The 15,323-nt window shown below is 68.8% G+C and carries 9 protein-coding genes, 1 pseudogene and 1 CRISPR repeat array; of the genes and pseudogenes, 5 read left to right on the forward strand and 5 right to left on the reverse strand.

All coding sequences use genetic code 11. The features are described 5' to 3' along the window. Together cas7c and cas4 are read left to right on the forward strand one after the other, a co-directional pair. Complete coding sequence (cas7c, locus tag KF737_RS02605) at window positions 1-1,020, forward strand: type I-C CRISPR-associated protein Cas7/Csd2 (RefSeq protein ID WP_296450068.1); 1,020 nt, start codon at window positions 1-3, stop codon at window positions 1,018-1,020. 8 nt (window positions 1,021-1,028) lie between these two features. Beyond that, a pseudogene (cas4, locus tag KF737_RS22430) lies at window positions 1,029-1,487 on the forward strand (CRISPR-associated protein Cas4); the annotation flags it as partial. Between the two features lie 67 nt (window positions 1,488-1,554). Next, a CRISPR array of direct repeats spans window positions 1,555-5,163; the repeat unit is 31 nt; unit sequence GTCGCCCCCTCACGGGGGTGCGGATCGAAAC. A gap of 139 nt (window positions 5,164-5,302) precedes the next feature. Here cas4 and KF737_RS02615 read toward each other — a convergent pair. The 4 genes from KF737_RS02615 to KF737_RS02630 all read right to left on the reverse strand — a co-directional run bounded on the left by KF737_RS02615 (window position 5,303) and on the right by KF737_RS02630 (window position 10,137). Next, on the reverse strand, window positions 5,303-5,701 hold the full coding sequence (locus KF737_RS02615; protein WP_296450071.1) for a hypothetical protein: 399 nt from the start codon (window positions 5,699-5,701) through the stop codon (window positions 5,303-5,305). 31 nt (window positions 5,702-5,732) lie between these two features. Continuing rightward, on the reverse strand, window positions 5,733-7,466 hold the full coding sequence (locus tag KF737_RS02620; protein ID WP_296450074.1) for an amidohydrolase family protein: 1,734 nt from the start codon (window positions 7,464-7,466) through the stop codon (window positions 5,733-5,735). Between the two features lie 14 nt (window positions 7,467-7,480). Further along, window positions 7,481-9,211 carry a thiamine pyrophosphate-binding protein gene (locus KF737_RS02625; RefSeq protein WP_296450075.1) on the reverse strand — a complete coding sequence of 577 codons (1,731 nt, stop codon included), beginning with the start codon at window positions 9,209-9,211 and terminating at the stop codon, window positions 7,481-7,483. A 110-nt stretch (window positions 9,212-9,321) separates the two neighbouring features. After that, window positions 9,322-10,137 (reverse strand): helix-turn-helix domain-containing protein, encoded by an 816-nt coding sequence (locus KF737_RS02630; RefSeq protein WP_296450077.1) that lies wholly within the window; start codon window positions 10,135-10,137, stop codon window positions 9,322-9,324. 325 nt (window positions 10,138-10,462) lie between these two features. On the opposite strand from KF737_RS02630, the gene KF737_RS02635 reads away from it, so the two are divergent. The 3 genes from KF737_RS02635 to KF737_RS02645 all read left to right on the forward strand — a co-directional run bounded on the left by KF737_RS02635 (window position 10,463) and on the right by KF737_RS02645 (window position 14,874). Next, window positions 10,463-12,862, forward strand: a complete 2,400-nt coding sequence (locus tag KF737_RS02635) for a TonB-dependent receptor (RefSeq protein WP_296450080.1) — start codon at window positions 10,463-10,465, stop codon at window positions 12,860-12,862. A gap of 142 nt (window positions 12,863-13,004) precedes the next feature. Continuing rightward, a complete protein-coding gene (locus KF737_RS02640; RefSeq protein ID WP_296450082.1) occupies window positions 13,005-14,297 on the forward strand; it encodes an MFS transporter in 1,293 nt (430 codons plus the stop codon). A gap of 34 nt (window positions 14,298-14,331) precedes the next feature. Then, on the forward strand, window positions 14,332-14,874 hold the full coding sequence (locus KF737_RS02645) for a hypothetical protein (protein ID WP_296450084.1): 543 nt from the start codon (window positions 14,332-14,334) through the stop codon (window positions 14,872-14,874). Between the two features lie 15 nt (window positions 14,875-14,889). On the opposite strand, the gene KF737_RS02650 is transcribed toward KF737_RS02645, so the two are convergent. After that, complete coding sequence (locus tag KF737_RS02650; RefSeq protein WP_296450086.1) at window positions 14,890-15,309, reverse strand: nuclear transport factor 2 family protein; 420 nt, start codon at window positions 15,307-15,309, stop codon at window positions 14,890-14,892. Window positions 15,310-15,323 lie beyond the last annotated feature (14 nt).

Raw genomic sequence — 15,323 nt, forward strand, 5'->3', positions numbered from 1 at the left:
ATGACCCGCCCCGCTCCGCTGGCTCGCCGCCACGAATTCGTCCTCTATTTCGACGTCGCCGACGGCAACCCGAACGGCGATCCCGACGCCGGCAACATGCCGCGCCTGGACCCCGAGACCGGCCACGGCCTGGTTTCCGACGTCTGCCTGAAGCGCAAGATCCGCAACTATGTGGAGCTGGCCAAGGGCGATGGGCCGCAGTTCCGCATCTACGTCACCGAAGGCGCGATCCTCAACGACAAGCATCGGGAAGCCTATGTCGCAGTGCGGCCCGACGATCCCGCCGTCAAGGATGCGAAGACCAAGAAGCTGTCGCCCAACTCGGACGAAGAGGCCGCCAGGCTGCGCCGCTTCATGTGCGACAACTTCTTCGACATCCGCACCTTCGGCGCAGTGCTGTCCACCGGCATCAACGCCGGCCAGGTGCGCGGCCCGGTGCAGATGAACTTCGCCCGCTCGGTGGAGCCGGTGCTGCCGCTCGAGATCTCCATCACCCGAATGGCCGCCACCAATGAGGCGGAGAAGAAGACGCGGCAGGAGGGCGACGAGGGGCCGGAGGGCAAGCGCGGCGATGCGCGCACCATGGGGCGCAAGCATGTGATCCCCTACGGCCTCTATCGCGCCCACGGCTACGTCTCCGCGCCGCTGGCGTCCCACCCCGTCAAGGGCACGGGCTTCTCGGACGAAGACCTGGACCTTCTCTTCCAGGCCTTGCGGGACATGTTCGAGCATGACCGCTCCGCCGCCCGCGGCGCGATGGCGACCCGCAAGCTGGTGGTGTTTCGTCACGCCGGCGAATTGGGCAACGCCCACGCCGACAAGCTGTTCGCGCGCGTGGGGCACGCCCGCGCCGGCGCCGATGGACCGATCCCGATCGGCGACCCGAGGCTCGACAACGCCCGCCCGGCGCGCAGTTTCGACGACTATGTGATCACCGTCGACCGCAGCGCCTTGCCTGAGGGGATCGAAGTCTTCGAGGATGACGAGGTCTTCGGCGCCTCGCGCCTGGCGGCCGAGTAGGGGGCCGTTTGGCCGCCGCCCCGCCTCTGACGTCGGCCGAAGTCGAGGACCGGCTGATCCCGCTCTCGGCCCTGCAGCACTGGCTGTTCTGTCCGCGGCAGGCGGCGCTGATCCACGTCGAGGGCCTATGGGCGGAGGATCGCGCCACGGCGGAAGGGCGGCTGCTGCACGCCCAGGTCGACGCCGGAGGCGCTGAGAGCCGGCCCGGGGTGCGCATCGCGCGCGGCGTTCAGCTTCGCTCGCTCGCCCTGGGCGTGTCGGGCAAGGCCGATGTCGTGGAGTTGCACGGCCGCTCGTCTGCGCCGTTCCCGGTCGAGTACAAGCGCGGCAAGCCCAAGAGCCACCGCGCCGACGAGGTGCAACTCTGCGCCCAGGCCATCTGCCTGGAGGAAGCGTTCGATGCTCCTGTGCCCGAAGGCGCGCTGTTCTACGGCGAGAAGCGCAGGCGCACGCTCGTGGCGTTCGATCCCGAGTTGAGGGCCCTTACCCATCGTGTCGCGGCCGAGGCGCGCGAAGCCATCCATATCGACCGCGGTCGCCCCCTCACGGGGGTGCGGATCGAAACAGCTGCGGCTTCCAGCCCGATGCGGACGGCGCCTGTCGCCCCCTCACGGGGGTGCGGATCGAAACGGGTTCGGGTCGATGCCATCCGTGAGCAGCTCGCGTCGCCCCCTCACGGGGGTGCGGATCGAAACAAGTCGCTGACCGGCGGGCGCGGCGACCGCAACGTCGCCCCCTCACGGGGGTGCGGATCGAAACATAAGCCGGGTCGGCCATTGCGGAAATTCGTTCCCGTCGCCCCCTCACGGGGGTGCGGATCGAAACACGTCGCACGGAATTAAATTCTACATGCGCGGCGGTCGCCCCCTCACGGGGGTGCGGATCGAAACACCCTCAACCGCAACGCCGTCGAGGACGTGCAGAGTCGCCCCCTCACGGGGGTGCGGATCGAAACCCCGAAACCGAGGAGACGCGCCCATGGCCGCCGACGTCGCCCCCTCACGGGGGTGCGGATCGAAACATGGTCATCTCGAACACGAACTCGTCGCCAGCGAGTCGCCCCCTCACGGGGGTGCGGATCGAAACTCGTCCGGCCGCAGCGGCGCGTTCAGAGCGTCGAGGTCGCCCCCTCACGGGGGTGCGGATCGAAACTGGATTTCGAGGAAGCGCAGCAATGGGCGCGCCGGTCGCCCCCTCACGGGGGTGCGGATCGAAACTTGCAGGGCCTCCGGGGGGAGCCGCCACTTGGCCGGTCGCCCCCTCACGGGGGTGCGGATCGAAACACCTTCTCCGTTAATTGCTCCGCATCCGCCCGGCGTCGCCCCCTCACGGGGGTGCGGATCGAAACGCGACGAGGTGGGCGCTGCGTTGGCCGACCATGGTCGCCCCCTCACGGGGGTGCGGATCGAAACCCGCCCGAACGGGTCCATCGGCAAGGAAAGCCGGTCGCCCCCTCACGGGGGTGCGGATCGAAACGTGAGCAAGGTGGCCGGTCCGCTTCAGAACGGCCGTCGCCCCCTCACGGGGGTGCGGATCGAAACCTCGAGGGTGGACAGCGCGGCGTCGAGGCCCAGCGTCGCCCCCTCACGGGGGTGCGGATCGAAACAGCCTCGTCGCGACCTGGTTGGAACAGGCGAACGTCGCCCCCTCACGGGGGTGCGGATCGAAACACCGAGGAACGGCAAACCTGGGAATCGCAACGCGTCGCCCCCTCACGGGGGTGCGGATCGAAACTTGTCGGACTTGCAGAGCGCGGCCGGCGCTGGGGGTCGCCCCCTCACGGGGGTGCGGATCGAAACAGGAAAACGACCTTACGCCCTTCCTTGACCGCTATGTCGCCCCCTCACGGGGGTGCGGATCGAAACGTCCCCCATGACGACGGCTACGCCACCCGCGGCGTCGCCCCCTCACGGGGGTGCGGATCGAAACCGACAACCTTCCCCAGGAGTCCCCATGAAGCTCGGGTCGCCCCCTCACGGGGGTGCAGATCGAAACAGCAAGAACGGCAAGCCCTGGAAGAGCTCGACCGTCGCCCCCTCACGGGGGTGCGGATCGAAACTCGTTGCGGCCATTGGTCTCGAGCACGGCGGCCGTCGCCCCCTCACGGGGGTGCGGATCGAAACTACCGGATCCTGCAGCGCCACTATGTGGCGTTCCGTCGCCCCCTCACGGGGGTGCGGATCGAAACGAGAACGACGGCGCCTACCACGAGCTGGGCGGCAGTCGCCCCCTCACGGGGGTGCGGATCGAAACAATGTGGAGGCCGCGTGACCCCGCTCCCGCTCTTGTCGCCCCCTCACGGGGGTGCGGATCGAAACAAGTTCGCCGACCTCGACAGGCCCGATCCGAAGGGTCGCCCCCTCACGGGGGTGCGGATCGAAACATGCGCCCCACGGTCGCGGAGAAGCAACGCGAGGTCGCCCCCTCACGGGGGTGCGGATCGAAACACGGAGCCACTTGAACCAGGTCGTGACGCTCGGGAGTCGCCCCCTCACGGGGGTGCGGATCGAAACTACGTGGACGAGCGCGCGCCGCTCCAGGTCCGCAAGGTCGCCCCCTCACGGGGGTGCGGATCGAAACTTGAAAGCCGGTCAGGGCTTCCTTGGCCTCCCCGTCGCCCCCTCACGGGGGTGCGGATCGAAACCATGGCAAAGGCCCGCGTCAACGCCCTCCCCGGCCGTCGCCCCCTCACGGGGGTGCGGATCGAAACCCACCATGCCGCTATCTAGCGACAGGAGGCGCACGCGTCGCCCCCTCACGGGGGTGCGGATCGAAACGCGTCACGGCCTGGGGGAACTCCACCGTCACGGCCTGTCGCCCCCTCACGGGGGTGCGGATCGAAACACGTCGCCGCCGGGGTACTGCCCGTTGCCGGGATGTCGCCCCCTCACGGGGGTGCGGATCGAAACACCAGACCGTCGAGCCGATGGTCGCCGTCCAGCAGGTCGCCCCCTCACGGGGGTGCGGATCGAAACTTCCGCTCCCCCTTTGCTGCGACGGGCGACCGCGGTCGCCCCCTCACGGGGGTGCGGATCGAAACCAATGCAAGGGCGCCAAGGGGTGGGAACGGAAGAGTCGCCCCCTCACGGGGGTGCGGATCGAAACCTCGACGACGCCGAGGTCGACGATCTGGCGAAGGTCGCCCCCTCACGGGGGTGCGGATCGAAACACCATGCCCCGCCCGAAGAACACCAAGCTGCGCGTCGCCCCCTCACGGGGGTGCGGATCGAAACTGATGATCACGGGCGTGCGCGAGGGCGAGAGCGGTCGCCCCCTCACGGGGGTGCGGATCGAAACTTGGGAATGCAGACGCGGAACAGCCGCCAATCGCCGTCACCCCCTCACGGGGGTGCGGATCGAAACACCGCCTCGCGGTAGGCAGGCGACGGCGGGACGGGTCGCCCCCTCACGGGGGTGCGGATCGAAACAGGTAGCTGCACTTGTGGCCGGCGACCGGCGACACCGTCGCCCCCTCACGGGGGTGCGGATCGAAACAGGACAAGAAGAACCACACCATCGACGCCTGCCGGTCGCCCCCTCACGGGGGTGCGGATCGAAACTGGCGTCAGGTCGGCAAGGTCATGGAACTGGCCCTGTCGCCCCCTCACGGGGGTGCGGATCGAAACCCGCCCGGACAGCAATTGCACAATCAGCGCGTCGTCGCCCCCTCACGGGGGTGCGGATCGAAACTCTTCGGGAATGACGGGGCGGTCTATGTTCTCGACGTCGCCCCCTCACGGGGGTGCGGATCGAAACTGGTTCTTGGTGGCGGCCTCGCCCTTGCCCATGGTCGCCCCCTCACGGGGGTGCGGATCGAAACAACCACTACGACGCCATGGCGGGCGCAACGCCGGGCGTCGCCCCCTCACGGGGGTGCGGATCGAAACTGCATGGTGCCGAAGAAGAACTCGAAGACGACCGTCGCCCCCTCACGGGGGTGCGGATCGAAACCGGCGCACGGTCGAGCCCGCGAAGCCGGCCCGGCCGTCGCCCCCTCACGGGGGTGCGGATCGAAACACCGACACTTGGTCGATCGTGCCGTTGTCGATCGTCGCCCCCTCACGGGGCGCGGATCGAAACATGGATAACGACCGCGGGAACGCGGCCCAGCCAGTCGGCCCCTCACGGGCCCCGGATCGAGAGCTCGTGAACCAGATTGACGAGCTGAGCGCATATGGCCGAGTTCCTCGTGGAAGGGGTGGAACCGTCGCCCGCCTCCAGGAGGGTCAGCTCGACGCCGTTGCCCCGCAACGTCCGCTCTTCGAACACCACCATGCCCGACTCATTTCTGCCGGTGCGGCATCACGCCCGTGGCGGCGCTGTCGTGATAGGCGTCAATCCGCGTGACGCGTCCGTCCTTCACCCAGCCGATGCAGCAACAGACGTCGCGGATGCTGCGGTTCGGCGTCTTCACGATCAGGGTGTGCTGCTGCACGAAGCTGGTCGGCGGGGGTTCGCGGTTGACATCGACGTAGCGGAACTCGCTGGCCGCGCCTCGAATCGCCTTGAGGGTCCTGACCGTCCCCTCGACGTCGACCAGCATCTCGTCGGTGTTGTGCCAGACGACCGCGCCATGGGCGAGGACGCCGCGCAAGTCGTCCAGGTCGCCGGTCTCGCAGATCGAGAACAGCTTTTCGCACGCATCCAACGGGGCCTTCGCGCTGGCCCAGGGATCACTCATCGCTTCCTCCTCCGCGCCTTTGCAGCGTCGTTTACTCAGCCGCGATCGCCGTGGGGGCCGCCTGGGCGCCGCGCACCAGCCGGCCGGGCAGGGCGCCCGTCGGCTGGCCGTCGCGATAGGTCACTTCGCCGGCCAGGATTGTCGCCGTGTAGCCCTCGGCCCGCTGCACCAGGCGCCGCCCGCCCATTGGCAGGTCGTAGGCCACCTGCGGGCTGCGCAGCTTCAGGCCGTCGTAGTCGATGACGTTCAGGTCGGCCCGGTGGCCTGGCGCGATCACGCCGCGGTCGTTCAGGCCCATGATCCCGGCCGTGAAGCTGGTCTGCTTGCGGACCATCTCCTCCAGCGGAAGCTTCGGTCCGCGCGCCCGGTCGCGGGTCCAGTGGATCAGCATGGTGGTCGGGAAGCTGCCGTCGCAGATGGTGCCCACGTGCGCGCCGCCGTCGCCCAGGCCGGGCGCCACGGCCGGGTGGCTCAGCATCTCATGCACCACGTCGAGATTGCCCGACAGGTAGTTCGCAAAGGCCAGGTAGAGCACGCCGTGGCCGTCCTGGCTCAGCATGTGGTCCAGCGCCACCTCGGCGGGACTGCGGCCCTGGCGCGTGGCGATGGCGGCGACGGTCTGGCTGGGATCCTGCTCGTAGTCGGGCTCGTCGCCCATCAGGTACATCTTGCCCCAGTCCTGGAGGTCGATGACGCGGACCTTTTCACCGCCGTGCTCGGCCAACAGCTTCGCGCGGAACGCCGGGTCGCGCAGGCGCGCCACCCGGTCGCTGAGCGGCAGGTTCTGGACCTCGGCCCAGGCCGGGTACTGCAGGAACGGGTTCAGCGTCAGCTCAAGGCCGAACAGGATGCCGATGGCCCGCGGCGCGACCTGGGCCGACATCGGCAGGCCCTCGTCCAGCGCCTCGGTGAGCTTGTCCAGCATCACGCGGTAGTTCTGCGGCCGCTCGGTGATCTGGGCGAGGCCGAACGAGACCGGGCGGCCCGTCTGCTCCACCAGCCGGCGCAGCATGGCGAACTCGCCCGCCGGGTCCATGTAGTCGCCGATGTATTCCATCAGCCCACCGCCGGCCGCCTTCAGCCCCATGGCGATGCCGATGAGTTCGTTCTCCGAGGCGTCCAGCGTCGGCGTGTGCTCGCCGGCCTTGGTGCGGTGGTTGAGCGTCTTGGAGGTTGAGAAGCCCAGGGCGCCGGCCTCGACCGCCTGCCTGGCAATGTCGGCCATGGCGGCGATGTCGGTTTCGGTGGCCGGCTCGCGCCGCGCCCCGCGTTCGCCCATCACCCAGACGCGCACGGGCGCGTGCGGCAGGAGGCTGCCCAGGTCCATGTCGAAGCGGCGGCCGGTCAAGCTGTCGAGGTACTCGCCGTAGGTCTCCCAGTTCCAGGGGAGACCCTCGGTCAGCACCGGGAACGGGATGTCCTCGACACCCTCCATCAGGCGCATCAGCCGCTCGCGGTCGCCGGGTTTGCAGGGGGCGAAGCCGACGCCGCAGTTACCCATCACCGCCGTCGTCACGCCATGCCACGACGTGGGCTGCATACGGGTGTCCCAGGTGGCCTGGCCGTCGTAGTGGGTGTGGATGTCGACGAAGCCCGGGGTGACCAACTGGCCCTTGGCGTCGATCTCCTCGGCGCCCGGGGCGGCGAGCTTGCCGACCGCGGCGATCCGGCCGTCCTTGACGCCTACGTCCGCCTCGAAGGCGCGCGCGCCGGTTCCGTCGACGACCGTGCCGCCGCGGACCACGAGATCGAAAGCTTTTTCCATGGTCGCGCCTCCTCTCAGCGCTGCGGGATGTTGGCGTAGTAGGGGATCGGCACGCCGTCCGCGCCGCTGGTGTCGCCCACCATCATGCGGGTGCGCGGGTGCATCACCTCGGCGTCGGTGATGACGTTCAGGCACCGCGGCTTGCCGGAGGCGAAGGCCTCGACGATCGCCGGCGCCAGGTCCTCGTAACGGTCGATCCGCACCGACTCGACGCCGAAGCCGGCGGCGACCTGATGGTAGGCGGTATCGCGCAGGGCCACGATGGCTTCGCGGTTCTTGCCGTAGAGCAGGTTCTGCGCGTTGCGCGACATGCCCCACTCGGCGTTGTTCAGGATCACCGTCACGATCGGCAGGTCGTGCCGCACCATCGTGTCGAATTCCTGGATGTTGAACCCGACGCCGCCGTCCCCGGCGAAGCAGACGACCCGGCGGCTGGGGTCGGCGCGGGTGGCGCCGATGGCGAAGCCCGACGAGATGCCCAGGCTGCCCAGGTAGCCGCAGCGCAGGAACTGGCCGGCCCCGGCCGAGCGTACGAGGTCGCCCACCCAGTTGCCGGACTCGCCGCCGTCCGCGATTACCGCGGTGCCTGCGGGCATGGCGTCCATCACCGCGGCGACCGCGTGGCCGGGATGGATGGCTCCGAGCTTGGTGTTCTTCGGCGCGTCGGCGAAGGCCTTGCGGGCGTTGCCGCGGAAGCTGCGCAGCAGGGCCGCCCAGTCCTCGCGCTTGGCCCAGCTCTCGCCGGACGCCTTGGCGATCAGGGCGTCGAGCGTGGCGGCGGCGTCGGCCACGATCGGCAGGTCGGCCATGCGCACGCGGCCGATTTCCTCGGGATTGCACTCCACCTGGGCGACGTAGGCCTCGGCCGGGATGATCGCGCCCATGGCGCCGCCCAGGAACATGCCCATCCGCGCGCCGACCAGCAGGACCGCGTCGGCGGGCTGGCCCGCGCCCGCGGCGGCGGCCAGGCCGGCCGCGGCGCCGGCATAGTAAGGATGGTCGTCGGCCAGCGCGCCCAGGGCCTTCTGGCTGGCGATGACCGGCGCGCCGACCAGCTCGGCCAGCTGGCGCAGGCGCTCGCCGGCGTTGCTCAGCACCGCGCCGCCGCCGGCGATGATCACCGGCCGCTCGGCCTTGCGGAACATCGCGAGGACGGCGTCCACCGCCTCCGGCGTCGGGCCGGGCGGGGTGGGGCGCTTCCAGGTGGAGATATTCGGTACGGCCTGTTCCGTCGGCCAGAACATCACGTCGATCGGGATCTCCAGGAATACCGGACCGGGCGGCCCGGCGAGCGCGATCTCGCCCGCGCGGCGCACGAACTCGACGATGCGGTCCGGCTCGCCGACCCGATGCGCCCACTTGGTGATCGGCCGCGCCATGGCCACGGCGTCGAAGCCGCCCTGCAGGGTGTTGCCTTCGGCCTCGCGCATCGGCGCGGCGCCGGCGATGAATAGCGTCGGGATCCGATCCAGGTAGGCGTTGGCCATCGCCGTCAGGCAGTTGGTGAAGCCGGGGCCTGCGGTCACCGCGCAAACGCCCAGCTTACCGTTCGAGGCCCGCGCATAGGCGTCGGCCGCGTGCCCGGCGGCCGCTTCGTGACGGGTGTCCGTCAGCCGGATGCCGAACTCCTCGCACGCCAGGTACAGGGGATCGAGATGGCTGCCGTGGAGGGCGAACACCTCCGTCACGCCGAGGCCCGCCAGGGCCGCGGCGGCGAGTTCGCCCGCGGCGCGCTTCTTCGTCATGTTTCCCCCAAGGTCATCCTTTTGGCCGTCGTTGACGGCGGGGGCATCCTGCTCAATGCGGCGCGTCGGTGGCTACCCGCCGCCATCACTCCTGTGATTTCGCACGCGCCTCAGGCGTGCGGAATCAGGTACTCCGCGACGGTCTGGCGGAGCGTCGTGACCAGCTGCTTCTCTCGCGGCTCCATGTCCCGCAAGCGTCCGGCGATGGCGATGGCGAAGCTGCGGCTGGGCTGGTCGAGGCCGGCTGGGAGCGGCATGGCGATCGAGCCCACGCCCGGCGTCACGAGCCCGCGCGAGAAGAAGTAGCCCGAGCGCCGGAGCTGATCGAGGCCGGACTTCACCCGCTGGTAGTCAATCACCGCGCCGTTGGTCGCTTCGGCGTTGGCGCGGCGGCAGAGCGCCTGCACCAGCTCGTTCGGCTCATCCTTCAGCAGCGCCAGCCCGGCGCCCGACCACACCGCCAGGCGGCGCAGACCCTGCGGCACCGAGAGCGCGTCGGGCCCGCGGCCCTGGATCACGCGGACGTCCTGCGCATAGAGGCCGTTTCGCGTGGCCAGCACGATGGCCTCCCCGGTCCGGCCGGCCAGCTCGTCCATCATCCGGATGATGCTGCCGTCGCGCATCGGCCCGCCGCCCACCCAGCCGCCGAGCAGCGCAATGCGCGGCGAGGGCAGGAAAGTCCGGCCGTCCGGGTCGTAATCCATGAAGCCGAGCTCGATCAGCGACTTCAGCAGGACCGAGGTGGACGATTGCGGGAAGGTCAGGCGCTCGGCGATCTCGTGGACCTTCGCCGGCCGCTGCACCTCGTCGAAGAAGTCGAAGATCTGCAGCACGCGGGCCGCCGACTTGACGAGGGACGGCATCGAGGGCTCGCGACTGACGACGATGTCGTCATCACCGAAGCCCGAATAGTCCGAGACGCTCATGGCGTGTCCCAATGCGTATCGCCCGGAGGCGAAGACCAGAGACTATATGGAAGACGCGAACTGACATAGCGGAAGTCCATAGCGGCCGAAGCGACGACGTGTCGCTTTCCGCCCCGGCCATCGCGCGCCAAGGCTGTGCTCGCGCTCGAGGCCACCGGAGGGCCTCGCGGGCCCCGGATTCGCGAAATTAGATATGTGATCCGGTTCCGTTGTCGCACCTGACGGGTTCGGAAAGGATCGCCCCCAATCGAAGGGGGGCAAACCCCCGCCGCGAATTTGCGGCGTCCAGGAAGGCCTCATCAAGGGCCGACGTAGGGGGAAGATTATGAGCGCTCGGTCGAACCTGTTGGTGTTGCTGGCCACCACCAGCCTCCTGGGCCTGGCGGCCCCCGCCATGGCCGCCGATGCCGACGGAGCAACCATCGACGAATTGGTCGTCACCGCCCAGCGGCGCGAGCAGAGCCTGCTGGATGTGCCCCTTTCCATGGCCGTCGTCAGCGCCGACACGCTGAAGAACGCCAACATCGCAAGCGTCACCGAGCTGACCCAGCTCGCGACCGGCCTGACCTACAACACCAACTTCGGCGGCGGCTTCCAGGTCCGCGGCGTCGGCACCCAGTCGGTGCTGATTTCGAGCGAGCAGAGCGTCTCGGTCGTAGTCGACGACATTGTCCAGGGCCTTCCGGAAATCGCCTTCGCCGGGCCCTCATACCAGGCGCTGACCGACATTGAGCGGGTGGAAGTCCTGCGCGGACCGCAGGGCACGCTGTTTGGGAAGAACTCGTCGGCCGGCGTGCTGCAGATCATCACCAAGAAGCCGAGGTTGGGTGAGTACGCGGGCGACGTCACCGCCTCCTACGCCACCGACAACGAGGTGCGGCTGAACGCCAATCTCAATGTGCCGATCGGCGAGAACGCGGCGTTCAAGATCTCGGGCTTCGTGCAGCGCCGCGACGGCTTCGTGCATAACCGGTTCACCGGCGAGGACGTCTCTGGCTACAGCAACCGCGGCGTGCGCGCGAAGCTGCTCTGGAAGCCGAGCGAGAAGCTCGAACTCTACGTCATCGGCGCCCACATCGAGAACAGCGACAGCGGTAACGGCGTCTGGACCCTTCGTAGCTGCGGAAGCGGGCTGAACGGCACGCAGGGACGCTATCTTCCCTGCGACGAGGCGGCGAAGTTCGGTGTTGTCGCCGGGCCGAAGAACCTGTCGGGCTCGTGGGACGGCGCGCTCGGCGTCAAACAGACGAACGACAGCATCTCCGCCCGGGTGACCTACGATCTGGGCGGCGGCGCTCAGCTCAAGGCCATCACCGGCTATTATGAGGTCGACGTGAACGAAGACGTCGACGTCGACTCCTCGCAACGCCCGATCGTCTCGACGAACATCAGCCGGTTCATCCAGTCGCAGTTCACCCAGGAAATCCGCCTGGAAGGGACGTTCAACGACAACATCGACTACACCATCGGCGGTTTCTACTACCGCTCCGAGAACGCGACGCGGGCCGTTCAAGGCGGCACATACCACAATCTGCCCGATGGCTCGCCGATCACGCTCACCACCACGTTCGGCCCCGTGCGCTGCTGCCTGGCGGCGCTCGACTCGGACACGAAGAGCCTCGCCGCCTTCGGTCAGGTGACGGTGCGGCTGCTCGACGACCGCCTCTCGATCACCGGCGGCCTGCGCTACACCGACGACAAGGTGTCGCTGCAAAGCCGGGCTCTGGATCGCGCCAACACCTGCCAGGTGTCGTTCGCCACGGCGGGGGCGGCCTGCAAGCCGGTGGCGAGCTATCCCAGCCCAGCGGTCATCTCGAAGAACGACGCCACCGACCTCTCCGGCAAGATCACGGTTCAGTACGAGGTGGCGGCGGACGTCAACGTCTATGCCACCTACTCGACAGGCTACAAGGGTCCGCTGATCTCCTACGCCCGCGGCCAGCCCTTGTTGCCGGTGGATGAGGAGACGGTCGAGAACTATGAGATCGGCCTGAAAGGCGCGTTCCTCGATCGCCGCCTGATCGCCACCGCGGCCGCCTTCCGGTCGCGCTACACCGGCTTCCAGGGCCAGACCACGGTCGTCGACCCGCTCAACCCCGCGATTCGCAGTCTGACCACCACCAACGCCGGCGGTCTGAAGACCAAGGGGTTCGAGTTGGACGCCACGTTCAAGGTGACGCGGGAACTCACGCTGCGGGGCGGCTACGCCTACATCCCGACGGAGTTCGTCGACTTCGCCATCCAGTGCAACGACCGGTTCACGAACCCGGCCACCGTCCCCGGCCAATGCACCTACATCAGCGAAAAGGCGCCCGGCCTGCTGCAGTTCAACGCCGGCGGCTACCCGCTGATCTACGCGCCGAAGAACAGCTTCAACCTGGGGCTCAACTATGAGCGGGCGGTGATGGGCGACCACGTCTTCGGCGTCGCGGTAAACTACAACTGGCGCGACAAGGCCTATACAGCGGCGGCCGATCCCAACAGCATCCTGCCGTCGTACGGCCTCCTGGGCGCGAACATCAGCTTCGGCCCGGAAGACGGCCAATGGCGGGTCAGCGCCTTCGCGCGCAACCTGCTCGACAAGTACTTCGTCACAGGCATCTTCAAGACGCCGCTCGACAGCGGAACGGCGGGTTCCACGCCGCTGTCGACGATCGGCTACGCCAACATCCCGTCCATCGAAAGCAGCCGCACGCTGGGCGTGAAGGTGGAGGTGAACTTCTAAGGTCTGCAACGACCTCCCCGCAGGCGATCCTGGAGGAGCGGTCTCGCGGCCGCTCCTCATTCGTCCAGTCCCACGGGCGTTGCGCGCGTAAGGTACGGCCATGACGGCAGGCACGGTGCAACAGGCGGGGAGCGCGAAACGCGTGTCCGGCGCCTATGGGACCTACATGATGGTCCTGCTGACGTCTGCCTTCGCGCTGAACCTGCTGGACCGCCAGATCCTCAACGTCCTGGCTGAGCCCATCAAGCGCGACCTGCAGCTCGCCGACTGGCAACTCGGGGCGCTGACCGGCCTCTCCTTCGCCTTGCTCCACAGCGTCGCCGCCCTGCCGATCGCGCGGCTGGCCGACCGCTCGGACCGTGTGAAGATCATCGGCGTCGCGATCCTGGCCTGGAGCGCGTTCACGGCCGCCTGCGGAGTGGCCGGAAACTTCGTCCAGCTACTCCTGTTGCGGGTCGGCGTGGGGGTCGGCGAGGCCGGCTGCCAGCCGCCGTCACAGTCGCTGATCGTCGACCACTATCCGCCCGAGAAGCGCTCGGGCGCACTGGGCAAGTTCGGGTTGGGGAAGCCCGTGGGCGCCGCCATCGGCCTGGCCGCCGGCGGCCTCCTGGCCGAGGCGGTGGGTTGGCGCTGGACGCTGGTGATCGCCGGCGCGCCGGGCCTCCTCATCGGCCTCCTGGTGCTCTTCACCCTGAAGGACCCGCGCCAGGGCGCGGCGGCCCCCCTGCGACCGCCGCAGGCGCCCTTGGGCTCGGTCCTGCGCGATCTCGCCCGGCGCCGGTCGTTCCTGCTCTTCATGCTGGGCATGGCGCTGCTCTCGTTCATGAGCTACGGGGCCAACGCCTTCGCCGCCTCGTTCTACCTTCGGGTCCATGGCCAGGACATCGCCCGGATCGGCGCGGCCATCGGCGTCGGCCCGCTGGCGGTTGTCGGGCTGGGCATGGGACTGATCGGGGCCACCTCGGGCGCCATCGGCAGCTGGTTCGGCGGGCGGCTCGGCGACCGCTGGGGCGCGCGTGACGTCCGCGCCTACGCGCTGATCCCAGCCATCGGTGCGACGCTGGGCGCGTGCTCGTACGTGGCGATGTTCACCGTGCCGGTCGGCGCGCTGTCGCTGGCGCTCTACATGGCGCCCGCGTTCCTCAACAACGTCTGGAACGGGCCGGCCCTGCTGGCGATCCAGAACCTCGCCGGCGAACAGGCGCGGGCCACGGCCGTGGCCCTGGTGCTCTTCGTCGGCAGTGCGCTCGGCATGGGCTTCGGCCCGCTCACCATCGGCGCCATGAGCGACGCTTTTGCGACCACCATGGGCGAGGGCGAGGGGCTGCGCCTGGCGATTGTGCTGGTCGCCGTCGTCGACCTCGTGGCCGGCCTCGCCTTCTGGCTGGCCAGCCGCCGCATCAAGGACGACCTCGCCGCCGTCGCCTCAAGCTAACCTCGAGACCACTGGCCGACAGGAGCCACGCGCCATGACCGAACAGACCACCAAGTTTCAGATCTTCCGAGCCGCCACGGCGCCTACGCTCGAGCAGACCGACGTGCTGCGCTACGAGGGTGTGACCCCCGAGATCGCCGCGGGCCTGAAGGTGGCCGGCAAGGGCGGGATCGGGGCCGGCAGCTTCGCCAAGATCCTGATCAACGTACCGGGCTTCAGCCTCGCCTACGCTTGGCACAAGAGCGACTTCCCGCTCCCGCTGCACAGCCACGACGTGGACTGCTGCTACCTCGTCATCGCGGGCGAGATGACGGTCGGGACCGAGACGCTGAGCAAGGGCGACGGCATGTTCGTGCCGGCCGGCTCGGCATACACCTTCTTCACCGGCGAGGAGGGCGTCGAGTTCATCGAGTACCGCCACGCCAATTCCTGGAACATCGTCTTCAAGCAGAAGAGTCCGGCCGCCTGGGAGAAGATCGCCGCCCGCGCCAGCGCGCGCCGCGAGGCCTGGGAGACCGAGAAACAGCCCTTCGGCCTGGTCGAGCCGGTGCAGAACCCGGATGCGGTGGTGGCCTGAGTGGCTCCGGCGGCCCTACTTCTGCAGGGTCGCCAGATACTCGGCGCGATACCAGAAGTCGGCTGGGTTCACGTACATCCAGTAGCGGCGCACGAGCCCGTCCTCGCCGAACTCGAACACCGACGACCCCGGTACACGCACCTCCTTGCCGCTGTAGCTGCCCTTGATGGTCCAGGTGATGCAGGCCATCGGCGGCTCGATGATCATGTGCTCGAAGTCGCGGTGATAGTCGGTTAGCGCGCCGAAGCCGATCCGCTCGGCGGCCCGCTCGGTGGCGCGATCGGCCACGAACGTCCCGTTGCGCCAGCCATGCACGTCCGGCGACATCACCTTGTCGATGCGGTCGCTGGTCTCCTCGACGGTCGAGGTCGGGCGGCTGTTCTCGGCGGCGTTCAGCTGGTGCAGCGCGGCGGCGATCCGGTCTCGGGTGATCATGGCGTTCTCCTCAG

Source organism: Phenylobacterium sp. (assembly GCF_019636135.1).
Lineage (GTDB): Bacteria > Pseudomonadota > Alphaproteobacteria > Caulobacterales > Caulobacteraceae > Phenylobacterium.

Bases quoted from the DNA above. Each gene is read 5' to 3' on its own strand.
- cas7c (WP_296450068.1), top strand. From the start codon at position 1: ATGACCCGCCCCGCTCCGCTGGCTCGCCGCCACGAATTCGTCCTCTAT.
- KF737_RS02615 (WP_296450071.1), bottom strand. From the start codon at position 5,701: ATGAGTGATCCCTGGGCCAGCGCGAAGGCCCCGTTGGATGCGTGCGAA.
- KF737_RS02620 (WP_296450074.1), bottom strand. From the start codon at position 7,466: ATGGAAAAAGCTTTCGATCTCGTGGTCCGCGGCGGCACGGTCGTCGAC.
- KF737_RS02625 (WP_296450075.1), bottom strand. From the start codon at position 9,211: ATGACGAAGAAGCGCGCCGCGGGCGAACTCGCCGCCGCGGCCCTGGCG.
- KF737_RS02630 (WP_296450077.1), bottom strand. From the start codon at position 10,137: ATGAGCGTCTCGGACTATTCGGGCTTCGGTGATGACGACATCGTCGTC.
- KF737_RS02635 (WP_296450080.1), top strand. From the start codon at position 10,463: ATGAGCGCTCGGTCGAACCTGTTGGTGTTGCTGGCCACCACCAGCCTC.
- KF737_RS02645 (WP_296450084.1), top strand. From the start codon at position 14,332: ATGACCGAACAGACCACCAAGTTTCAGATCTTCCGAGCCGCCACGGCG.
- KF737_RS02650 (WP_296450086.1), bottom strand. From the start codon at position 15,309: ATGATCACCCGAGACCGGATCGCCGCCGCGCTGCACCAGCTGAACGCC.